We start from the raw sequence: 21,765 nt of genomic DNA on the forward strand, positions 1-21,765 counted from the left end.
CGACGCGCTACCAGGTCGTTTGGTCACCATGCATGTGATGTTTATGGATTCTTGACCTGCCGGGAAAGACGGTTTCGGACATCTCCGCTCACATCGGTATTCGGTTTGACCGTTCTGCGGCTCAGGGGTCATCGTTCCGACCCGAACGCTGCCCCAGAGTCGGGGCTGCCATCCGGGAGGGGTCACAGAATCGACATGTCCACCACCGCGCGCCCACGAGTGGGCACACCAATGTCACCGGCCAAACGTCGGCTCATACGTCGGCGCACTCTGCGTCTGGCCGCCCTCGGTACGAGCTTCCTCATCGGTCTCGGCCTGCTGACGGCGCCGGTCTCCTTCGCCGCCGATGCGCCTCGGCCGGCCTCCCACGGACCGGCGGGCGGCGTGCCGCCACTCGTTCCTCCGGCCACCTCGCCACAGCGGACGCCCGCCCAGCAGGCGATGCTCGACGCCGTCGCGAAGGCCCGCTCCACCGGTAAGCCGGTCGTCGTCGAGGCGATGACCGACGAAGCCTCGCGGACGGTAGCGAACCCGGCCGGAACGCTGACGACCACGGACAACGCGCAGCCCGTCCGTACCAAGCACGACGGCGCGTGGGTCGACCTGGACGCCGCGTTGCGACCGAACGCGGACGGCACCATCGGTCCGGCTGTGGCGAGCCTCCCGGTGGCGTTCTCCGGCGGTGGCGGCGGACCGATGGCGACCGTTTCGACCGCCGACGGCAAGAAGCTCGCTGTCGACGCCCCGTTCCCGTTGCCCCGCCCCACGCTGAGTGGCGCGACCGCCACCTACCCGAATGTCCTTCCCGACGTCGACCTCCAGCTGACGGCGCTGCCGGTCGGTGGCTGGCGCGACGTGATCGTGGTTCACACGGCCCAGGCGGCCGAGAACCCCGCGCTGAAGACCCTGCGATTCCCGCTCACCGCGCAAGGGCTGACGGTCACCTCCGACGAGCGCGGGGGCATCGACGTCAAGGACGACAAGGGCGCGCTGCGCTTCCGCTCGCCCGCACCGCTCCAGTGGGACTCCTCCCGTCCCGTGGCGGGCTCCGCCGCAACGGCCCCGGTCAAGGCGGCGTTCGCCTCCTCAACGGTGACCAGCGCGAACGACTCGCGGCCGGCCGATGGGATCCCGTCCACGGCCGAGGCTCCCGGGGACGGGGCCAAGGTCGCCGCGATCGGCAGCAAGGTCTCCGGCGGCGCCATCGAGCTGACTCCCGACCAGGACGCACTGGGCTCCGGAGCCGGTCCCTGGTACCTGGACCCGACCCTCACCGCGGTCACCAGTTCCGTCGAGGGCTCGGTGCAGGTCCAGGAGAACTACAAGAACTTCGAGAACTACAACAAGAAGTCCAATCTCTCCACCGGCTTCTGTGGCTACCGCAGCAGCGACCCGGCCCAGGACTGCAAGGACCTGGGCCGCGAGCGGGCCTATTTCCAGTTCAAGGTCAACCCGGCGATCCACACCAAGGTCCCCGGTGCCGAGTACCCGCCCACCCTCTTCGCCTCCACGCTCAACGGGCAGGTCAGCGGAGCCTCGAGCCCAGGCACCCCGACCGACCTCGGTGTCTACTGGGCACCCAGGGGCATCGGTGAGCGCAGCACCTGGAACAACCAGCCCTGCGGGACCAACGGCAACATGGTCATGGAAGGTTGCTCCTACGTCGGCGGCCAGAAGATCACCGGCACCGGGCCCCTTGCCGTCGACGTCACCGACATCATGAAGCAGGCCGCGGCCGGTACCTGGAGCACCTGGACCATCGGCATCGCCCCGACGGCCACCGAATGGGAGAAGCTCTACCGCCACGCCATCGCCAGCAACCCGAGCATCACCACCACCTACGACATCACCCCCACCGTCTGGTACCCGCGCACCAGTCCGGCGCCCGGCTTCGCGAGCAGCAACAGCACGGCCGAGTGCACCAGTGGCGGCGCCAACCCCTGGGACAACCCCGGTTGGGTCGGCAACAACCTGAACCTCTACCTGACCGTCAACAGCTGGTCCCCCGCCGGACAGAACGTCTACACCGGCTACACCCTGTGGGACGACAATGATCCCAACTTCCGTATTGAACAGGGAAGCTGGGGCGGCGCGCAGAACAACCCCGGACCGTCACTCAGTGTCGGCGCGCTGGCCGACGGGCACCAGTACGGCTGGCTGGCCCGGGCGACGGACACCCTCCTCACCTCGCCCAACAGTGCCTGGTGCTACTTTCGGGTCGACCGCACCAACCCCCGGTTGAGCATTGCCTCCACGGACTTCCCGCCCTCCGGCACTCCGAATGACCATCCCGCCCGCTACGCCGGTGACAGCGGCTACTTTTCCATCAATGCGGAGGACCCGGCGCCCGGCAACGGCCTCCAGGCTTCCGGCATCGCGTGTGTGCGCTTCAGTTCCGACCCGACTCCGGTCGTCGGTTGGACGTGCGGTCAGCCCGGCACGTACGGACCCGGCGCACAGGTCCCGTTCACCCCGCACAACTGGGGTACCAACATCGTCTACGCCTGGGCGATGGACAACGCGGGCAACTACAGCCAGCCCGCCTGGTACAGCTTCTATGCACCGTGGAAGCCCGGGACCCAGCCCCTGTTCGGAGACATCGACAACGACCAGAAGCCCGACATCGTCGTGACCGACGCCAAGGGCGAGCTGCGGATCATCGGCGGCACCACCGACCCGGTCAATTCCGTGGCAGCCCCGGCTGCCGCGGCACCGGGCAGCGCGGAGTTCGGTACATCCTGGTCGGACTTCCAGATCAGCCATCACGGAACCCTTGCGTCCGGGCAGTCCGTCGACCAGATCGTTGCCCATTACACCAAGGACACGCCGAGTGAGCTGAAGAACGCTCTCTACCTCGTGCCGAACGACGGGACCGGGCGCTACGACAAGCTCATTCCGACTTATCTCAGGCGTCCGGCCACCTGTACGGCCGTCGGCACCGGCGCGGCCTGCCCGGATTACAACGCGAACGGCTGGAGCAACGTCTCCCAAGTGGCTGCCATCGGGACCCCGGAAGGCGAGGCTGTCGGCGGAGATCCGGCAGACCCTGCTCGCATCATCATCACGAGCCAAACCGCCTTCCTCACCCTGGAACACGACAGCCTCTACCTCTTCCAAACCAACGGTACGGCCGACAGGTTCGGTCCTGCTGCACTGATTCCCACGACGAGTGGAAACTGGGCGGACTACGAACTCCTCAGCCCCGGTGCCGCCAACGGCGCCAGCGTCAAGCCCGGCACGACGACCCCCGTCAACCAGACCACCGTCTGGGCCCGCCACCGCACCAACGGCAACATCTACTCCTACGCGCTCGGTTGGAACGCCGACGGCTCGGTCGACTACTCCTCCCTGACCCGTCCGGACGCCGGCTTCCTCATCCTCTCCGGAGCCGACTGGACCACTGCGGCGCAGCCGCAGGTCGGCGCGGGCGACCTCAACAACGACGGCTTCCCCGATGTCTGGGCCATCGACAACAACAAGGTCATCACCGTCTACCCGGGCCGGAGCAGCGACGGCACCAAGAACAAGGTCGACGGCTTCAGCCCCCTCCAGTACCTCGGCCACGCGAACGCCGCGGTCTCCATCCGTTCCAACCGCGCCGCCTCGCGCTGCGTCGACGCCGAGGGCGGACCGCACGACGGGGCCACCGTCGCACTGTGGGGCTGCTGGGAGACCGCGAACCAGCGGTTCAACCTCGCCACCGACGGCACCGTGCGGGCGGGCGGCTACTGCCTCTCGACCAAGGACGGCGGTCTCGGTGACGGGACGGCAGTCGTCCTCGCCCGGTGCGAGGACGGCAAGGGGCAGAAGTGGGCGATGCGTCCCGACGGCCGCCTCTTCCTGCCGGCCACCATCGACGGTGACCACCCCGCAGGCCGCTGCCTGGAACTTCCCGGCTGGGCAACCGATCCGGGCACCCGTCTCGACATCTACGAGTGCCCCGGGCTGCAGGACAACCAGCAGTGGACGCTCGTCCCCGAGCGGACACCCTGATCCCGGCTCGTGGTGACGGGAGGCCGTAGCCGACCATCACCTTCCACACCTCTGCCCGCCCGACCGCGCCACCGACCGGTGGGGCGATCGGGCGGGCTTCGTGCTGTTTGCAGGTCAGGGGCTGGGCAGGGCCGCGACCAGGTTGTTGGCGCGGGGGTCGGCGTGGCCGATGAGGCGGTTGGCGGTGTAGGCGAAGGTGTGGGTGGTGGTGGGGTCGGCGAAGGTGAATTGGCCGCCGGCGCCGTCGTTGCCGAAGCTCTGGGGGGTGAGCATGGGGCGGAAGGTGGGGGAGGGGAGGAGGAAGCCGGAGGACCAGCGGGCGCCCATGTCGAAGCCCAGGAAGCCGGGGCCGGAGGTGAGTTCGCGCGTGGCGTCGGCGATGGTGGCGGGGGTGAGGAGGGGCGGGTGGCCGTCGAGGCCGGTGACGGCGGCGGCGAGGGTGGCGGAGAGCCCGGTGGCGGTGGCGACGGCGCCCGCGCCGGGGAGTTCGAGGGTGTGCAGGGCGGGGTCGTTCCAGCCGTGCGGTTCGTCGAGGCCGGGGAAGACCAGGGCGCCGTTCATGGTGACGATGCGGGTGAGCAGGTGCTCGGGGCCGGGCATCGGGCGGCGGCCCTCGGCCTCGGCAAGGCGGGCCAGACGGGGGAGTTCGGTGGCGGGGAGGCCCAGGTGGGCGTCCAGGCCGAGGGGTTCGGCGAGGGTGGTGCGGAAGTAGGCGCCCGGGGTGAGGCCGGTGATGCGGCGGACCACCTCGCCGATCGCGAAGCCGAAGACGTGGCCGTGGTACTCGTGGGTGGTGCCCGGCTCCCAGAGGGGGCGCTGCTCCTCGATGGCGCGGACGACCGGGGTCCAGGCGGCGATCTCCTCGAAGGTCGGGGAGGCGTCGAGGACGGGGATGCCGGCGCGGTGGGAGAGCACCGAGCGGGTGGTGATCGCCTCCTTGCCGTGGCGTGCGAACTCCGGCCAGTAGGTGGCGATCGGCGCGTCCAGGTCGAGGCGGCCCTGCTGGGCGAGCAGGTGGGCGGAGAGGGAGACCAGGGCCTTGGCGCAGGAGAAGACCGGGACCAGGGTGTCGGACTGCCAGGGCCGGCCGGTGCGTTCGTCGGCGATGCCGCCCCACAGTTCGACCACCTTGCGGCCGCCGACGTGGACGGTGACGGCGGAGCCGAGTTCGGGGAAGTCGCCGTAGTTGCGGGCGAAGGCGTCGGCGACCGCGCCGTAGCCCTCGTCGGCCCAGCCGTGGTGGTCGTGGCGCTGGTGCATGGGTGGTTCCGTCTCCCGGTGCAGGATTGTTGGCGCGCCAACGGTAGGCGGGGGTCGGCGGTCGGGGGAAACGATTTGATGATCCGGCAGTAGTAGCGGGTGGTCCGGCCGCTAGGGTTTGGCGCGTGGCAGCGGTGAACGGGGCACTGATCGGGGGCCGGTACCAGCTCGTGGAGCTGATCGGCCAGGGTGGCATGGGGCGGGTCTGGCGTGGGTGGGACACCACGTTGGGTCGGGATGTCGCGGTGAAGGAGGTGCTCCTGCCGCAGGGCGTCACGGAGGCCGAGCGCGAGCAGCTCGTGCAGCGGGTGCTGCGGGAGGCGCGGGCCGCGGCGCGGCTGAACCATCCCGGGATCATCACCGTGCACGACGTGGCCGAGTACGAGGGCGCGCCGGTGATCGTGATGGAGTTCGTCGACGGGGAGTCGCTGGCGGCGGCCGTCGCCCGAGGTGGGGCTTTGCCGGTGGCGCGGGTCGCGGAGCTCGGTGCGGCGATGGTGAAGGCGCTCCGGCAGGCGCACGCTGCGGGCATCGTGCACCGTGATCTCAAGCCTGACAATGTGCTGCTGATGGGTGAGCGGGTGATCCTCACCGATTTCGGGATCGCGCACATGGCGGACGCCACCACGGCGCTCACCCGGACCGGGGCGGTCATCGGCACGCCCGCGTACATGGCGCCGGAGCAGTTGGAGGGCCGGCCCGCGGCTCCCGCCAACGATCTGTGGGCGCTGGGCGCGACGCTGTACTCGGCGGTGGAGGGCGAGGCGCCGTTCAGTGGGGACACCTTCGGCGCGCTGTGCGTGGCGGTGGTGACCAAGGAGCCGCGTCCGATGGTGCGGGCGGGGGCGCTGGCGCCGTTGCTGGGCGCGCTGTTGGCGAAGGATCCGGCGGCGCGACCGTCGGCGGAGCAGGCGTTGGCGGCGCTGGAGGCGGTGGCCCGGGCGGGGGCTGCGGGCGCAGTCGGAGGGGCGTTCGGACCGCCGCCGGTGATGTCCGGGGGTGTGCCGTTGGGGCCGGTGCGGATCCCGCCGCAGGTCGGACCCGGGCCGCTGGCGTCGGGCCGGCCGACGGGGGAGTTCCCGCACGGGGGTTGGCAGGATCCGGTGGCGGCGGGGTGGGGGAGCCCGATGGTGGCAACGGCGCCGGCGGCCCCGGAGCCGGAGCGGTCCGGGGCGAATCCCGCGGTGGCGGTGCTGGTGCGTTTCATCGGGTGTCTGGCGCTGATCTGGGTCGTCGGCACGGTTCTGCCGTGGAACTACCTCGATCATGTCGTCAGCGGTTACGCACCGCTGGCGTTGGCCATCACCGGCGCCCTGGCACTGGCCAACGCGTTGCCCCGGCCGCGTTGGCACCCGGCGGTCGTGTGGGTCGTGGCCGTCGTCGCGGACTTCGGCCTCTGGTACCTCACCGCCACTCTGCTGGAGGTGAAGTTCGGCGGCTGGTTCACCGGATTCGGCGAGGCGCCCGGGCAGATCGTCGTGAACATGCTCCTGCTCGGCACGGGTTCCTGGCTGCTCTGGATGTTCGTCCCGGGCAGCCGCCGACGCCGGTAGCGGATGTCAGGCGGTTCCCACCGGGGCCAGGGCGGCCGTGATCACGCGGTCGAGCGAGCGGTCGAACACCGCGTCGGGGCTGTCGGCCGCTGCTCCGGTGGTGGCGAACGCGGCAGCCAGGTGCGGGAATTCACCGCTCGCGGCGGCGCGGCCGAGGTAACCGGCCAGGTCCGCCTGCCACTTGGCGCCGGCCGCCGCCGTGCGCTCGTACTGCGCGAACTGGCACACGAACCCGGTGAGCAGGGCGAGCGCCTCCAGGCGGGCTGTGCCGTCCAGGCCGCTCGGCTCGGTGACGGCGAGGAAGTGCTCGGTGTAGCGCAGGGCGTTGGGGCCGAGCCCCGGCCGGGCGATCACCAGAGTCGGCACCCAGGGGTGGCGGCGCAGGGCGGCGAGCTGCTCGTGCGCGAGGCGGCGGAGGTCGGCGCGGCAGTCACCGGTCGGGGTGAGGCCGGAGTAGTCGTACTCGCCGGCGACGGCGTCGAGCATGAGGTCGAGCAGGTGCTCCTTCTTCGGCACGTAGTTGTAGAGCGACATGGTGCCCGCGCCGAGCGCGGCCGCGACCCGGCGCATGGAGACCGCGTCCAGGCCCTCGGCGTCGGCGATGACGATCGCGGCGGCGGCGATGGAGGTCCGGCTGTGGGCGGGCCGGGGGCCCCGGCCGGTGCGCTCGGGGCGCAGCCAGATCAGCTCGGGCGACTCGCCGGGGGTCGGCGCGGCGGCGGGGCTGGTGCTGGGGGTACTGCTGGTGCTGCTGCTGGGGGTTTTGCTGCTCGGTTGCTCGCTGGACGGCACTGGTAGATCACCTCGGTTCCCCATCTTAGATACGTACGGCGTACGTAGTACGATGCGCTTGCGTTCGTTTCTACGTACGCTGTACCTAGTGAGGGAGTGGCAGAGCCATGTCCGACACCGCCTGGACCGGCATCCCGAAGAGTTCCGAGGCAGCCCGGAACGCCGCCTTCGCCGTCGAGATGTCCGGTGTGGAGAAACGCTTCGGCGCCACCCGGGCGCTGCGCGGCCTCGACCTCGCCGTGCCGGCCGGCACCGTCTGCGGCCTGCTCGGCCCCAACGGCGCGGGCAAGACCACCGCCGTCCGGGTGCTCGCGACCCTGGTCGCCCCCGACCGGGGGGCGGCGCGGGTCGCCGGTCACGACGTGGCCCGCGAACCGGACGCGGTCCGGCGCAGCATCGGCCTGGCCGGGCAGCACGCCGCCGTGGACGAGGGCCTCACCGGCCGCGACAACCTGCACCTCCTCGGTCGGCTGCACCGCCTCGGCGGCCGGGGTGCCCGGGACCGCGCCGAGGAACTGCTCGACCGCTTCGGGCTCACCGGGGCCGCCGACCGGCTGGTGCGCACCTACTCCGGCGGCATGCGGCGACGGCTCGATCTCGTCGCCAGCCTGGTCACCGCCCCGCCGGTGCTCTTCCTCGACGAGCCGACCACCGGGCTCGACCCGCGCAGCAGGCGGCAGATCTGGGACGCGGTGCAGGAGTTGGCCGAGGCCGGGACCACGGTGCTGCTCACCACCCAGTACCTGGAGGAGGCCGACCGGCTGGCCGACACCGTCGTGGTGATCGACCACGGCGCCGCCATCGCCACCGGTCCGCCCGAGCGGCTCAAGGAGTCGATCGGCACCCGGGTGTCGGTCACCCTCGCCGACGCCGGCCAACTCGGCCGGGCCGCCGTGGTCCTGTCGGCGCTCGCGGGGAACGGCGACGTGGCGGTGGACCAGGACGAGCGGACGGTGGAGGTGGTGTCCCGGCCGGGGGTGAAGGTGCTGCTGCCCAAGCTGGTGCGGGAGTTGGACGCGGTGGGGGTGGTCGCGGTCGATGCGGCGGTGCGGCCGCCCTCGTTGGACGACGTCTTCCTCGCGCTCACCGGGAGGGTGCGGGGTGGCGGCTCCGAGGACTCCGATGCCGCGGCAACCGCCGACGCCTCCGCCGAGAGGAAGGTCGCCTGATGTCCGCAGTCGCCAACCTGGCCGCCGACACGTGGTCGTCGATGCTCCGTGTCCTGCTCCACTACCGCCGCTCGCCCGGGCTGCTGGCCGTCTCGCTCGCCGTGCCCGTGCTGATGGTGGTGGTGTTCGGCTATGTGTTCGGCAGTGCCATCACCGTGCCGGGTGCCGAAACCGGCGCAGCCGGTGCGACCGGTGCGACCGGTGCGCCCGGCGCGTCCGGTGCCGGATCTGTCGACGGCTACCGGGAGTTCCTGATGCCCGGGCTGTTCGCCATGGTGGCCGTCAACGGCATCATGCCGACCATGGTCGGCGCCGCCCGGGACGTCGGGCGCGGCGTCACCGACCGGCTGCGGTCGATGGCGGTCTCCCGGACCGGCCTGCTGCTCGGGCAGACCCTCGCCGACCTGCTGGTGAGCGTGGTGGTGCTGGCCCTGCTCGCGGCGGTCGGCCTGGTCGTCGGCTGGCGGATCCGGGGCGGGGCCGCCGACGCGGCGGGGGCGTTCGGGCTGCTGCTGCTCTTCCGGTTCGCCATGACCTGGGTCGGACTGCTGCTCGGCCTGGCCGTCGGCAAGGAGGAGGCGGCCGGCCAACTGGTGGTCGCGGTCTTCCCGTTGGCCATGGTCACCAACGCTTTCGTGCCCACCGGCGGCATGCCCGGCTGGCTGGCGGCGGTCGCCGAGTGGAACCCGATGAGCGCCGTCGTCCAGGCCGGGCGCGACCTCTTCGGCAACCCGTCCGCCCCGTCGGCGGCCTGGCCGATGCAGCACTCCGTCCCGGCTGCCCTGCTGTGGTGCGCGGTACTGCTGCTGGTCTGCGGTCCGTTCGCGGTGCGGAAGTTCGCCAGCCACGGGACGTAGCCGCACGGTCGGCCGTCATGGGGCGCGGCCCGCACCGCCCCCTGCTCCGGCACAGTCGGACGCACCCCGGCAACCCGTTTCCCACGGGGCGGAATGTGCTGGACAGCACGGCCGGTGCGGCGGAGGGTGGGGCGCATGGAGTTCACCCACCTCGGCCGCACCGGCCTCACCGTTTCCCGACTCTGCCTGGGCACCATGAACTTCGGTCCGCACACCGAGGAGTCCGACGCCCATCTGATCATGGACAGCGCCCACGAACGGGGCATCAACTTCTTCGACACTTCGAACAGTTACGGCCGCGACTCCGAGGGCAACCACAAGGGGCGCACCGAGGAGATCATCGGTCGCTGGTTCGCCAAGGGCGACGGCCGCCGCGAGCGGACCGTGCTCGCCACCAAGGCCTATGCCCCGATGGGTGATTGGCCGAACGAAGGGCGGCTGTCCGCGCTCGCGATCCGCCGGGCCGTCGAGGACAGCCTGCGCCGGCTGGGCACCGACCACATCGACCTCTACCAGATGCACCACATCGACCGGGACACGCCCTGGGAGGAGATCTGGCAGGCGATGGAGGTCCTGGTCGCCCAGGGCAAGATCATCTACGTCGGCTCCAGCAACTTCGCCGGCTGGCACATCGCCCAGGCCCAGGAGGCCGCCAAGGCACGGCACTTCCTCGGCCTGGTCAGCGAGCAGTCCCTCTACAACCTGCTGGACCGGACGATCGAACTGGAGGTGATCCCCGCCGTCGAGCACTACGGGCTCGGCCTGCTGCCGTGGTCCCCGCTGCGCAGCGGCGTGCTCGGCGGTGCCCTGCGCAAGGAGCGCGAGGGCGGCCTGGTCCGCGGCGGGCTCCAGCACGCGGGCGAGATCCTGGCGGCCAACCGCGACCGCATCCAGGCCTACGAGGACCTCGCCGACGAACTCGGCGAGCACCCCGCCGACCTCGCCCTCGCCTGGCTGCTCTCGCGCCCCGCCGTCACCGCCCCGATCGTCGGCCCGCGTACCCTCGGCCACCTCGACGCGGCCGTGCACGCGCTGGACATCAAGCTCGACGACGACCTGCTCGCCCGCCTGGACACCCTCTTCCCGGGCCGCCGGCCCGCCCCGGAGGACTACGCCTGGTAGGGGAGTCGCCCCTGTCGCTCCCCGTTCCCCCGTCCCCCCGTCCGTCCCCGAGCGTCGCGGCTCGGGGACGGACGGGGGCAAGAACGGCGACAAGGACGGGCGACAAGGACGGGTGGCAACAACAAAGGCAACGAGGAAAACCCACTCGTTGCCACTCTCAACTTATAGCGAGTAGGGGGCCTTGCCGCAAGGGGGTGGTGGTGGCGCAGAATGACCGACCTGAACCGGGCGAGGATGAAAACGGCTGATTCATGGGATTTGGTCTTCTTTGTCTCCCTTGGTGGATGGCAGGACACGGCGGGACGGGGCAAGCGGTGATGGACGGGCGTTCGACGGTGGACGTGATCGTGGTCGGCGGCGGGCCGACCGGGCTGATGCTCGCGTGCGAGTTGCGGTTGCACGGGGTCGGTGTGGTGGTGCTGGAGCGGCTGGCGGAGCGGACGGCCGAGTCGCGCGGACGCGGTCTGCACGCGCGCAGCGTGGAGATCATGGACCAGCGGGGGCTGCTGGAGCGGTTCCTCGCGGTGAGCGAGAAGTTCCGGGTGGGCGGACTGTTTGGCGGCGTCATGGCGGCCTGGCCGGACGGTATGGACACCGCTCACCCGTACGGGCTGGCGACGCCGCAGGCGGTCACCGAGCGGCTCCTTGAGGAACGGGCGCGCGAGCTGGGCGCCGAGATCCGGTGCGGCCACGAGGTGGCCGGGTTGGAGCAGGACGCGGACGGGGTGGACGTCGAGCTGGCGGACGGCACCCGGCTGCGCTCGCGCTACCTCGTCGGGTGCGACGGCGGGCGCAGCACGGTGCGCAAGGCGCTCGGGGTGGGCTTCCCCGGTGAGCCGGCCACGGTCGAGACGCTGATCGGGGACCTGGAGTTCACCGAAGACCGGGCGAAGGTCGCCGAGGTGGTCGAGCGGGTGCGCCGGACCGAGCTGCGGTTCGGCGTGGCGCCGGACATCGACGGCCGTGCCGGGGTCGCGCGGATGATCGTGCCGGCGGACGGTGTGGCCGAGGACCGGTCGACGCCGCCGACGCTGGAGGAGTTCAGGGCGCGGCTGCGGGCCGTCGCGGGCACCGACTTCGGTGCGCACTCGCCCCACTGGCTCTCCCGCTTCGGCGACGCGACGCGGCAGGCCGAGCGCTACCGGGTCGGCCGGGTGCTGCTGGCCGGCGACGCCGCGCACATCCACCCGCCGACCGGCGGGCAGGGCCTCAACCTCGGGGTCCAGGATGCGTTCAACCTGGGCTGGAAGCTCGCCGCCGAGGTCGACGGGTGGGCACCGGAGGGCCTGTTGGACAGCTACCACGCGGAGCGCCACCCGGTCGGCGCCCGGGTGCTGACGAACACCCGGGCGCAGATGACCCTGCTGGGTGCCGCGCCGGGGCCGACCGCACTGCGCGAACTGCTCACGCGGCTGATGGAGTTCGACGAGGTCAACCGCTACATCACCGGCATGATCACCGCGGTCGACGTCCGCTACGACGTCGGCGCAGGTCGTGCGGGCGACCAGGACGGCGGCCAGGACAGCGGCCACGAACTGCTCGGCCGGCGGCTGCGGGACGTCCCGTTGTCGGACGGCCGCCGCCTCTACGGCCTGATGCACACCGGCCGGGGCCTGCTCCTCGACCGCACCGACGGCGGACGGCTGTCGGTCGACGGATGGGCGGACCGCGTCGACCACGTCGTCGCCGACATCGTCGACGACGAGGACGGGGACCCGGGGGTGGACGTGCCCGCGCTGCTGCTCCGTCCGGACGGCCACGTGGTCTGGGTCGGCGAGGACCGGCAGGAGCTGGAGGCCGCACTGACCCGCTGGTGGGGCACCCCGCGGTGGGGCGAGGCAGGGGAACGGTGACGGACGTGACGGTGACGGACGTGACGCCGACGGACGGGGAAGCACCGCTCGCGGACTGCTGGGCGCGGGTACTCCGGCCGGAGGGCGTCACCGGGGCGCTGCGGGAGCGTTGGCGGAACGGGGCACTGCTGAATCCCGCGGCGCCGCCGGAGCTGCGGGTGCGGGTGATGACGGAGCTGGAGGAGGAGGACCCGCTGCTGAATCACCTGACGTGCGAGCCGTTGCCGGAAGCGCTGGTGGACGCGTGGATCGCGCATCCCTCGGCGCGGGTGCGGGCGCGGGCGGCGGAGCGTACCGACCTGACCGGGGCGCAGCGGCAGCGGCTCCTGCGTGACGCGAGCACCGGGGTGCGGCTGCTGGTGTTGCACTCCGGTGGACCGGACCTGGCGCTGGACGCGGCGGACGTCGATCGCCTCGTGGCGGACCCGAGCGTCACGGTCCGCGAGGAAATCGCTTGTCGGCGTGATCTGTCGGAGGAACACCTGACCGCCCTGCTCGGGGACGCGAGCGGGGCGGTGCGGGCACGGGTGGTCGGGCGCGCGTGGCCGCACCTCGACGCGGCGGCACGGGCCGCTCTGCCGGCGGACCGGCACTCCGGGGTCCGGGCGGAGGCCGTGCTGGCCCGGTACGCCGTCGAGCCGCTGGGGGTGGAGGAGTTCGGGGCGTTGACGGTCGGTCTCGAGGAGGCCGACCGGTTGCGGATCGTGGGGACATGCCTGTTGGCGGGCGAGCTGGCCGCAACCCTGGCCCGCGCCGAGTCGGCGGTACGGCGGGCCCTGGCCGCGAACCCCCGGCTGGACGCGGACCTGGTCGCGGTGCTCGCGCAGGACGGGGAGCAGGCCGTCCGGTTCGAGGTCTCGCTGCGGCCGGAGCTGGACGAGGCCGAGCGTGCCGGCATCGTCGTCGGTCTCGACCTCGACCCGAGCGGGTGGTACGCGCCCCCGTCGTGGGTGTCGGAGCGCCGGGGGGACGCGGCGGAGATGCGGCGCTGCGCCGCGTCCGCGCACCCGGCGCTGCGGCGCAGCGTCGCGCGGGTGCGGGAACTGCCGTCGGACGTCGTCGAAGTCCTGGCCCGGGACGAGGACTTCGTCGTCCGTCTGCTGCTGGCCGAGAACTGCGTCCAGGCGCCGGCCGAGTTGCTGCTGGAGATGTGGGCGCGCGGGATCCGGCGGGTCCGGGACCACCCGAACTTCCCGCGCGTGGGCCTGCTCCGGTTCGCCGACGACCCCGACCCGCGGCTGCGGTGGCTCGCGCCGGACGATCCGGCGGCGTCCGTCGACCTGTTCGAGCGGTGTGCCGGTGACGAGGACGCCGGGGTCCGGGCGCGTGCCCTGGAGAATCCCCGGCTGTCGGTGGGCTCGGTGCAACGGCTGCTGGACGACGAGGACCCGTGGGTACGGTGCCGGGCGCGCCGGGATCCGCGCGTGCCGGCGGCCGTGCTGGCCGGGCTCCTGGCGGACGTGCGCACGGCGGAGGAGGCGGCCCGGAATCCGGCGGTGCCCGCGGCGGTGCTGCGGCACCTGCTGGAGCCGCCGGTGGTGGTGGACGCGGTGATCCTCGGCGCCGGCTGACGGTGGTGTGATAGCACTTCCCGCATGACGGAGAGGCCCGCGGGGCGCGGGAGTTACCACCACGGGGCGTTGCCCGAGGCGCTGGTCGGGGTGGCGTTCGAGCTGCTGGACGAGGTGGGGCAGGAGCAGGTCACCATGCGGGAGGTGGCGCGGCGGGCTGGGGTGTCGGCGGGGGCGCCGTTCCGGCACTTCGCGGACCGGCGGGCGCTGCTGACGGCGGTGGCGGACCGGGTGCTGGCGGACTTCGAGGCGTGGCAGCGGGCCGAGGTCGCGGCGGCGACGGAGGCGGGGGTTGCTGGGGCCGGGGAGGGGGCCGCCGGCAGCGCGGGGGACCGGCGGGCGGTGCTGCGGGCGCTCGGGCTGGGCTTCGTCCGGTACGCCGTCCGGCACCCGCACCGGTTCGCGCTGGTGCGCTCGCGGGTGTTCGCGCCGGCCCCGCAACCGGAGCTGCGGGAACGCTTGTCGGGGATCGACCGCGCGTACACCGAGGTGATCGTCGCCGACCAGGCGGCGGGTCTGCTGCGGCCCGGTGATCCGGAGCTGGTGGGGTTCGCGGGTCAGGCGCTGGTGTACGGGCTGGCGCAGATGATCCTGGACGGGTACCTGCCGGCCGAGAAGGCGGAGGAGGTGGCCGCGCAGGTGCTCGACACCTTCGGCCGGGGGATCGCCAACCCCCGCTGAGCGGAGGGAACTTCGCGGACGGGACTTCGCGTGCGCGGAGGGTTGACCGGGTCGGTGCGCGCTGATGTAATCACCGATTACATCGACCTCTACCCGCGAGTAGCCCAAGGGGCGGGAGGGTCTGAAGAGCCGACAGGGCTGGGGGCAGACGTGTTCGCGAAACCGACTCCGGGCTTCACCACCGCGGCTGCCACCGGGGATACCGTCGTCCTGCTCATCGGGATGCGGATCAACCGGTTCTGGGCCGTCCACCAGTGGTTCCCGATGCTGCTGGCGATGTTCCGGATGCTGCACGAGCTGGGCCGGCAACCGGAACGCGGCCTGCGCGGGAAGGTCCTGCTGACCGCATCGCCGCGCACCTACTACGCCGTCCAGTACTGGGAGTCCGAGGAGAAGCTCTACGCGTACGCGACCGCGCCGGACGCCTTCCACCACCGGGTCTGGAAGATCGCCAACAACAAGCTCAAGAAGGGCAGCATGCGCGGGCACGTCGGCCTCTGGCACGAGGCGTACATCGTGCCGGAGGGCAGCTACGAGTCCGTGTACTTCGACATGCCGCCGTTCGGGCTCGCGGGCGCGAGCGGCGTGCTGCCGGTGGAGGGCCGGGGGCGCAGCGCCAGGCAGCGGCTGGCCTTCCGCTCGGACCCGGGACGGGAGGGGCCGGGACGGGAGGGGCCGGAAGGGGAGGGGCCGGGACGGGAGGGGCCGGAAGGGAAGGAACCTGCCGCGACCCCGGCGAACACGTCGGAGTGAAGGACGGCGGCCCCCGCGGACTCCCTCCGCGGGGGCCGCCACCGCTCAAGCGATGGCTCTCGCCGCTCAGGCGGTGGTGGTCGCCGGGAGGCCGATCGGGTTGATCGGGGGCAGTGCGGCGCGACAGAGTGCCGAGATCGGCTTGAGTGCCGCCGCGAGCCGGTCGAGCTCGGCGCGCGGGTGGTGCTCCCAGACCCGGGCGGCGGCGAGGTCGGTGGCGGCCTCCAGGGCCTGGTGCCGGATCCGGCCGCACTCGGTGATGGTGCCGCGCTCGGTGATCCAGCCACGCTCGACCAGTCGGGCGGTCGCCGCGTCCCACTCCGCGTCCGTCCAGCCGCGCACCGGCTGCAGAGCCTCGCGCCGTACGTCCAGGGCGCAGCGCACCACCAGCGCCTCGCAGCCGTCCAGGCCGGCGGCGACCAGGGCGGCGACATGGCCGTCACCCCGGTGCTCGCGCATCACCGTGGCGGCCTGCCAGAGCCGCCCGTGCGGGTCGGACGGGCTGGGGAGGGCGGCGTTGGCGGCGGCCAGCACCCGGCCGGCGCAGTCCAACCGGGTGACCGCGTCCGCCAGCAGGTCCGCCGCCAGCTCGATCTGCGCCGGGTCGACGTGCTCCAGCAGCCGCTCCAGGGCCGCCGAGGCACCGCCGATCCGGGCGGCGAGCGCGGCCTCCGGGGAGGCCAGCTTCCAGATCGCCGGGAGCGCGCGCTCGATCGGGGCGGGCGCGAAGTTGAAGAACGCGGCGATCACCGGCGGGGCGTCCACCGCGCCGAGCGGGGCGGCCCGGCCGCCGAAGTAGCTGCGGGCGACGCCGCGCAGGCCGACCTCCTCGAAGGCGGCGAGGCCCTCGGGGGTGAAGTAGGTGACGGCGTGCACGGGTTCGAAGAGCCACCAAAGGGCGCGGGCGGGGTGGACCAGATCGGCCAACGGAGGACCTTCCTCGAAGGGGCGCGGGGAGCGCGAGGGGGAGGGATGCGGTGTCGTACAGGCCTGATGACCACGGTGGCCGTCACGATAACCCTGCCCCCGGTGTGATGACGGTCACGGGGAGGTCTCACTGGTGACACGCCCCCGACGGCGCGAGGGATGATGGGCACGGGTGCGCCCCGTGCGCGCCCCGGACCCCCGGGTGCCGGGCCCGGACCAGCCGGGCCCCGACTCCCCGGGACTCCGAACACCCTCGGCACGCAGGCAAGAAGAGGTAACAGGCCCCATGGCGCAGATCAACCCCAGCATCCTGTCCGCGGACTTCGCCCGCCTCGCCCAGGAGGCCGAGGCCGTGCGGGGCTCGGACTGGCTGCACGTCGACGTGATGGACAACCACTTCGTGCCGAACCTGACCCTCGGCGTCCCGATCGTCGAATCGCTCGCCCGGGCCACCGACATCCCGCTCGACTGCCACCTCATGATCGAGGACCCGGACCGCTGGGCACCCCAGTACGTCGAGGCGGGCGCCGGCTCGGTCACCTTCCACGTCGAGGCCGCCGCCGCCCCCGTCCGGCTCGCCCGCGAGATCCGCGCCAAGGGCGCCCGGGCGTCGATGGCGCTCAAGCCGGCCACGCCGATCGAGCCCTACGAGGACCTGCTGCCGGAACTCGACATGCTGCTGATCATGACCGTCGAGCCCGGCTTCGGCGGCCAGGCGTTCCTGGACATCATGCTGCCGAAGATCCGCCGGACCAGGGAGCTCATCTCCAAGCACGGCCTCGAACTGTGGCTCCAGGTCGACGGCGGAGTCTCGGCGAGCACCATCGAGCGCTGCGCCGAGGCCGGCGCGGACGTCTTCGTCGCCGGCTCCGCGGTGTACGGGGCCCAGGACCCGGCCGAGGCGGTCGCCAAGCTGCGCACCCTCGCCGACGCCGCCACCGCCGGCGCCGGGTGGGCCTGCGCGCACTGAGGCGGCGGCCGGACCCCAGCGGACCGGTCCGGGGGCGTGCCCGATGCGGCACGCCCCCGGGCGAGGCCTCGGTGCGCCTCGGGTGACCGCCGCCCGCACAACCTGAACGGCCGCCGGTCGGCCGATGCACCCTCACCGCCCGGTCGCGCGCAGAACAGCTGCGCGCGACCGGGCGGTTGCCGTCAGGCCGTCCTGACGAGGCCCGGCGACTCCTGGAGGCCCAGAGGCCCGCCGGACAGTATCGGTGCCTCCAGCCGCATTTCCGCCGGTCAGGGAGGCTTCTTGTGTTGCCGCACGAGAAACTGACAGGATCTCAAGTCGGATGCTCCTCACGCGATGCGAATCGGAAACCCGCCCTGGCGGCGCGAAGAAGGAGGCGGAATGGCACGGGTGAACCTTCGAGCCGCGTTCATGAGCGGCCTGTCGTCCACCGTGACGGCGCAGCAGGTCTTCACCAACCGGGTCGACGAGGTGGCCGCCTTCGAGCGGTCTGTCGCGGGCCTGCGCCGGACGCTGGACGAGGCCGAGGTATCGCCGGTGATGGACCGGGCGCAGGGACGCCGCAACGTCCTGACGCTGTACGGGGTCGGCGGCATAGGCAAGTCGACGCTCTCGCACGAGCTGGAGCGTCGGCTGCTCGCGGACGCGGCGGCGGAGGGGCGCGACGATGTCGTGGCCGTACGCGTCGACCTGTCCGAGGACGGCGCATGTGACATCGAGGGCCTGCTCCTGCGCCTGCGGGCAGGGCTGGGGCAGTTGGGCAGTCGCTGGCAGGCGTTCGACCTGGCGCTCGCCGCGTACTGGGCCCGCGCGCACCCCGGGGAACCCTTGCAGGACTTCCTCGACTCCTCACCGGCGCTGCGCCGGGCCTCCCGGAGCGTCGGGCTCGGCGATCAGATCGCGGAGACGGTGCGGGACGTCGACCCCACCGGGCTCGGCGGGCTGACCGGGCTTGCGCACCGCGCAGCCCTGGCCACCTACCGCGCCGTCCGGGACCGGGTGCGCGAGGGGCGGCTGCTTGCCGACTGCGAGCTGTTCGCCGAACTGGTCGAGGCCGACGCGGACTACGAGACGCTCTCCTACTTCCCCTACCTGCTCGCCTGGGACCTCGACCGCCTTCCGCACCGGAGCCGACCGGCCCGGCGGCCCACGGTGTGCGTCTTCCTGGACACCTTCGAGGTGGTCAACGGGCGCGCCGACCGCACGGTGGAGCGTCTGATCCAACGCTGTGCCTATCTGATGCCCAACGTGCTGTTCGTGATCACCGGCCGGAACCGGATCGACTGGGCCGACACGGGCGCGGGCGGCGAGCTGGACTTCACCGGCCCGCAGAGCTGGCCCAACCTGCACTTCAGCAACGACACCGTGGAACCCCGCCAGCACCTGGTCGGCTACCTCTCGGACTCCGACGCCGACAGCTACCTCCGCGAGGCGCTCGTCCGGGACGGCCGACCGGCCATGCCCGACGAGGTCCGTCGGCGGATCATCTCCGGAGGGCAGGGGCTGCCCCTGTACCTGGACCTGTCGGTGTCGCACTTCGTCGCGCTCCTCGCCCGCCGCGGGCAGCCGTCGCCCGACGACTTCGGCGGCTCGTTCACGGCGGTGGCCACCCGGTCGATCCGTGACCTGCCCCGGGAGGAACGCGACCTGGTCCGGACCGCGGCGCTCACCGACCGGGTCGGTGCCGAGCTGCTGCGGGCCGGACAGCCCGGTGTCTCCGACGGCAGCGTCGCCCGGTTCCTGCGCCGGCCGTTCCTGACCCACGACGACGCCTACGCGCTGCCGTACGCCCTGCACGCGGCGCTCCGTCACGCCATCGGGGAGGCGGACCGGACCCTCCCGGACGGCTGGTCCGACCGCGACCGCAGCGAGGTCGCGGCCCGACTGCTCTCCTGGCTGGGAAAGGGCCTCGGTCCGGGTACCGGGCGGGTCGCCCTCGCCCAGGCGCTGGAAGCCGGGCTCAAGCTCTCGGCCGCACACGGGGTCTTCGAGGACTGGATGACCCGGGTCGCGCAGCGCCTGATCGAGGCGGGCCAGTGGTCGGAGCTGGGCACCGGGCACTCCGTCGAAGGGACCGGGACACCGGAGTACCGGGCCGTTCGTGCCGCCGTACGGGGTGTCCAACTGCGCCGTACGGGCCGTGCCGCGCAGGCGGTCGAGGTGCTCGGCGCCGCGGGAGAAGGTCTGCCGTCGGGCAGTCCGACCGCGCAGCTGGTGCGGATCCACCTCGCCCACGCGCTGCGCAACCACGGCGACTACATCGGGGCGGCCGAGATCTACCGTGCCCTGGCGGGGGGCGAGTTCGACGCGGTGGCCCGGTACTGGCTCTGCGACTTCGACTACCTCAACGGGCGGTTCGGAACCGCCCTGGACTCGCTGCGGGAGCAGCGCAGCCGCGGGCCGGAGGACGAGGGCGAGCGACTCCGGCTGATCGGGCACATCTGGCGGGTCAACGCTCGCTTCGACGAGGCGGGTGCCGCGTACGGGGAGGCGATCGGCCTGGCCCGGCGGGAGGGTCTGGCTGCCGCGGAGGCGAAGGCGCTGGCCAACCTGGCGCAGACCGTGTGCTGGTCCGGCGACACCGCGGCGGTGTCGGATGCGGCGGCCCGCGCGCGGGACCTGCTCGACCTGGTGCCGAACCCGGTCGAACTGGTCAAGGTCCGCTCTGCCGAGGCGGTTGCTCATGCGGTGGCCGGTGACAGTGGGGCCGCGGTACAGGCGATCGACGGCACCCGGCAGCTGGCGGACGAGATCGGCTACCGAGGCGGTCACAACCTGGCCGACGTGGCCCAGGTCCTGCTCCGGGTCCTCGGTGACGACCACGACGGGGCCCGCCGCACCCGGGCCGAACTCGACGCGCGAACCCGTCGGTCGGGCGGCAACACCTACTGGGTTCCGATCGTGACCAGTTGGATCGAGGGGGTCCCGACGGCGATGGAGCACGAGCCGCAGGTCGAGTGGGTCGACGGTCCGGACGTGTCGTTGGGCCGGTGGGCCGGGGTGGCCGCGCGACGATGAGGCACCGGGGCCCTGAGGCGCGGGGCCGGATCGGACGAGGGGACGAGAGCTCATGGCCAACCCGGCGCGCGTTGAGTCGGTACGTGTCGAGCCGGTACGTGTCGGTTTGGTGGGGGTCGGAATCATCGCCGGGACCCACCTCGCCGTCCTCGCCGAACGGCCGGACGTGCAGCTGGAGTTCACCGTTGATCCCCGACCTGTGGAGCCCGTGGTGTTCCGGGGGCGGACGCCGCCCCACTACGGCGACCTCACCCGGGCGCTCGACGAGCACCGGCCGGACCTGGTGGTCCTCGCCACCCCGACGGAGACGCACGCCGCGCTGACGGAACTGACGCTGCTCCGTTCCACGGCCCGCTTGCTGGTGGAGAAGCCGCTGGTGCACGATCGCGCCGCCCTCGAAACGTTGCGTGACCTGGACGGCAAGGTCGACGTGCGCGGCCGCGTGTTCACGGCCCACCACTTCGCCTTCTCGCCCGAAGTGGACTGGGCGGCGGAGCTGCTCGCGGCGCACCCCGAATGGGGGCCGGTGACGACCATCACCTCCGCTTTCTACGACCCCTACGTCCTGCGGGGAGCCGAGGCGTTCGCTTCGTACGTCTCCAGTTGGACGGACTCCGGAGTGAACCAGCTCAGCATGCTCACCCGCTTCGTGGAACTCACCGGACTCACCTCCGCCGAGTACCTGGACGGCGGCGCGAGTGCGTGGTGCACGGTGGGCTTCCGGTCCCGGGGCGAGGTCGGCTCCGCCCGCCTGCGCAGCAGTTGGCTGACTGGTGCCAGCAGTAAGGAGAGTTGCCTGGCGTTCGGCCGTTCCGGTGTCGAGGTCTGGATCGACCATACCGCGATGACCGGATTCGCCTCCAGGGAAGGTGAGTTGCTGGCTTCCTTCGGCAACGACGGCCGGACCGGACGGAAGATTGCCCACTATCGACCGCTCTATGCCGACCTGCTCTCCGGCCGGCCGGATCCGGTGCTCGGCTTCGACGCCGCGGCGACGATCACCGAGATTCATCAGGCGGTACCGCAGGAGCCGTAGCCGCCGGTCGGCCGGGTCCTGGGGTGGGGCCCGGTCGATTCAGGAGTGAAATGACTGGTCCTCAAATTGTCGAACAGGGGCGAGTTTTGATGGGTGGCCGGACGACGAGAGGGCGAAGGCGATCACCGTTGTGCCGGTGGGGGCGGTGTGATTGTGGCCGAGGGGGCTGGTGGGGTGCCAGGGCTGTGGGGTGGGGGAGGAGTCGTGCGG

15 protein-coding genes are annotated in these 21,765 nt (G+C 72.3%); 12 read left to right on the top strand and 3 right to left on the bottom strand.

Annotated elements, in window-relative coordinates; genetic code table 11:
* The first annotated feature begins 51 nt into the window (after nucleotides 1–51).
* On the top strand, nucleotides 52–3,993 hold the full coding sequence (locus IF01_RS0134890; RefSeq protein WP_157855439.1) for a ricin-type beta-trefoil lectin domain protein: 3,942 nt from the start codon (nucleotides 52–54) through the stop codon (nucleotides 3,991–3,993).
* Nucleotides 3,994–4,107: 114 nt separating this feature from the next.
* Here IF01_RS0134890 and IF01_RS0134895 read toward each other — a convergent pair whose 3' ends face one another.
* Nucleotides 4,108–5,253 carry a serine hydrolase domain-containing protein gene (locus IF01_RS0134895; RefSeq protein WP_030397629.1) on the bottom strand — a complete coding sequence of 382 codons (1,146 nt, stop codon included), beginning with the start codon at nucleotides 5,251–5,253 and terminating at the stop codon, nucleotides 4,108–4,110.
* Nucleotides 5,254–5,378: 125 nt separating this feature from the next.
* Here IF01_RS0134895 and IF01_RS44595 point away from each other — a divergent pair, with 125 nt between their 5' ends.
* A complete protein-coding gene (locus IF01_RS44595) occupies nucleotides 5,379–6,806 on the top strand; it encodes a serine/threonine-protein kinase (RefSeq protein ID WP_157855440.1) in 1,428 nt (475 codons plus the stop codon).
* 6 nt (nucleotides 6,807–6,812) lie between these two features.
* Here the strand turns inward: IF01_RS44595 and IF01_RS0134905 are convergent, their stop codons facing one another.
* The gene (locus IF01_RS0134905; protein ID WP_244215722.1) at nucleotides 6,813–7,598 is read right to left on the bottom strand and encodes a TetR/AcrR family transcriptional regulator C-terminal domain-containing protein; all 786 of its coding nucleotides are present in this window, start codon (nucleotides 7,596–7,598) and stop codon (nucleotides 6,813–6,815) included.
* 179 nt (nucleotides 7,599–7,777) lie between these two features.
* Here IF01_RS0134905 and IF01_RS0134910 point away from each other — a divergent pair, with 179 nt between their 5' ends.
* The 7 genes from IF01_RS0134910 to IF01_RS0134940 all read left to right on the top strand — a co-directional run bounded on the left by IF01_RS0134910 (nucleotide 7,778) and on the right by IF01_RS0134940 (nucleotide 15,604).
* Nucleotides 7,778–8,767: an ATP-binding cassette domain-containing protein gene (locus IF01_RS0134910; protein WP_051756813.1), complete on the top strand. Its 990-nt coding sequence runs from the start codon at nucleotides 7,778–7,780 to the stop codon at nucleotides 8,765–8,767.
* A complete protein-coding gene (locus IF01_RS0134915) occupies nucleotides 8,767–9,624 on the top strand; it encodes an ABC transporter permease (protein ID WP_030397633.1) in 858 nt (285 codons plus the stop codon). Before IF01_RS0134910 ends, IF01_RS0134915 begins: the two co-directional genes overlap by 1 nt.
* 135 nt (nucleotides 9,625–9,759) lie before the next feature.
* Nucleotides 9,760–10,746, top strand: a complete 987-nt coding sequence (locus tag IF01_RS0134920; protein WP_030397634.1) for an aldo/keto reductase — start codon at nucleotides 9,760–9,762, stop codon at nucleotides 10,744–10,746.
* Between the two features lie 317 nt (nucleotides 10,747–11,063).
* Nucleotides 11,064–12,599: an FAD-dependent monooxygenase gene (locus IF01_RS0134925; RefSeq protein WP_030397635.1), complete on the top strand. Its 1,536-nt coding sequence runs from the start codon at nucleotides 11,064–11,066 to the stop codon at nucleotides 12,597–12,599.
* Between the two features lie 5 nt (nucleotides 12,600–12,604).
* Nucleotides 12,605–14,170 carry a PE-PGRS family protein gene (locus tag IF01_RS0134930; protein ID WP_157855441.1) on the top strand — a complete coding sequence of 522 codons (1,566 nt, stop codon included), beginning with the start codon at nucleotides 12,605–12,607 and terminating at the stop codon, nucleotides 14,168–14,170.
* Between the two features lie 24 nt (nucleotides 14,171–14,194).
* Nucleotides 14,195–14,851: a TetR/AcrR family transcriptional regulator gene (locus IF01_RS0134935; RefSeq protein ID WP_037782301.1), complete on the top strand. Its 657-nt coding sequence runs from the start codon at nucleotides 14,195–14,197 to the stop codon at nucleotides 14,849–14,851.
* Between the two features lie 150 nt (nucleotides 14,852–15,001).
* Nucleotides 15,002–15,604 carry a DUF4188 domain-containing protein gene (locus IF01_RS0134940; protein WP_078880568.1) on the top strand — a complete coding sequence of 201 codons (603 nt, stop codon included), beginning with the start codon at nucleotides 15,002–15,004 and terminating at the stop codon, nucleotides 15,602–15,604.
* A 66-nt stretch (nucleotides 15,605–15,670) separates the two neighbouring features.
* Here IF01_RS0134940 and IF01_RS0134945 read toward each other — a convergent pair whose 3' ends face one another.
* Nucleotides 15,671–16,531: an SCO6745 family protein gene (locus tag IF01_RS0134945; protein WP_037782304.1), complete on the bottom strand. Its 861-nt coding sequence runs from the start codon at nucleotides 16,529–16,531 to the stop codon at nucleotides 15,671–15,673.
* 286 nt (nucleotides 16,532–16,817) lie between these two features.
* Between IF01_RS0134945 and rpe the strand changes: the two genes are divergently transcribed.
* From rpe to IF01_RS0134960, 3 genes are all read left to right on the top strand, one after another.
* Nucleotides 16,818–17,501 carry a ribulose-phosphate 3-epimerase gene (gene rpe / locus IF01_RS0134950; protein ID WP_030397640.1) on the top strand — a complete coding sequence of 228 codons (684 nt, stop codon included), beginning with the start codon at nucleotides 16,818–16,820 and terminating at the stop codon, nucleotides 17,499–17,501.
* A 381-nt stretch (nucleotides 17,502–17,882) separates the two neighbouring features.
* Nucleotides 17,883–20,519 (top strand): tetratricopeptide repeat protein, encoded by a 2,637-nt coding sequence (locus IF01_RS0134955; protein ID WP_157855442.1) that lies wholly within the window; start codon nucleotides 17,883–17,885, stop codon nucleotides 20,517–20,519.
* A gap of 52 nt (nucleotides 20,520–20,571) precedes the next feature.
* A complete protein-coding gene (locus IF01_RS0134960; protein ID WP_078880569.1) occupies nucleotides 20,572–21,555 on the top strand; it encodes a Gfo/Idh/MocA family protein in 984 nt (327 codons plus the stop codon).
* Nucleotides 21,556–21,765 lie beyond the last annotated feature (210 nt).

Source organism: Kitasatospora purpeofusca (genome assembly GCF_000718025.1).
In the GTDB taxonomy this organism is placed as follows: Bacteria; Actinomycetota; Actinomycetes; order Streptomycetales; family Streptomycetaceae; genus Kitasatospora; species Kitasatospora purpeofusca.

Coding starts and splice junctions, on each gene's coding strand:
- IF01_RS0134895 (WP_030397629.1), bottom strand. CDS start 5,253: ATGCACCAGCGCCACGACCACCACGGCTGGGCCGACGAGGGCTACGGC.
- IF01_RS0134910 (WP_051756813.1), top strand. CDS start 7,778: ATGTCCGGTGTGGAGAAACGCTTCGGCGCCACCCGGGCGCTGCGCGGC.
- IF01_RS0134915 (WP_030397633.1), top strand. CDS start 8,767: ATGTCCGCAGTCGCCAACCTGGCCGCCGACACGTGGTCGTCGATGCTC.
- IF01_RS0134920 (WP_030397634.1), top strand. CDS start 9,760: ATGGAGTTCACCCACCTCGGCCGCACCGGCCTCACCGTTTCCCGACTC.
- IF01_RS0134925 (WP_030397635.1), top strand. CDS start 11,064: ATGGACGGGCGTTCGACGGTGGACGTGATCGTGGTCGGCGGCGGGCCG.
- IF01_RS0134935 (WP_037782301.1), top strand. CDS start 14,195: ATGACGGAGAGGCCCGCGGGGCGCGGGAGTTACCACCACGGGGCGTTG.
- rpe (WP_030397640.1), top strand. CDS start 16,818: ATGGCGCAGATCAACCCCAGCATCCTGTCCGCGGACTTCGCCCGCCTC.
- IF01_RS0134955 (WP_157855442.1), top strand. CDS start 17,883: ATGGCACGGGTGAACCTTCGAGCCGCGTTCATGAGCGGCCTGTCGTCC.
- IF01_RS0134960 (WP_078880569.1), top strand. CDS start 20,572: ATGGCCAACCCGGCGCGCGTTGAGTCGGTACGTGTCGAGCCGGTACGT.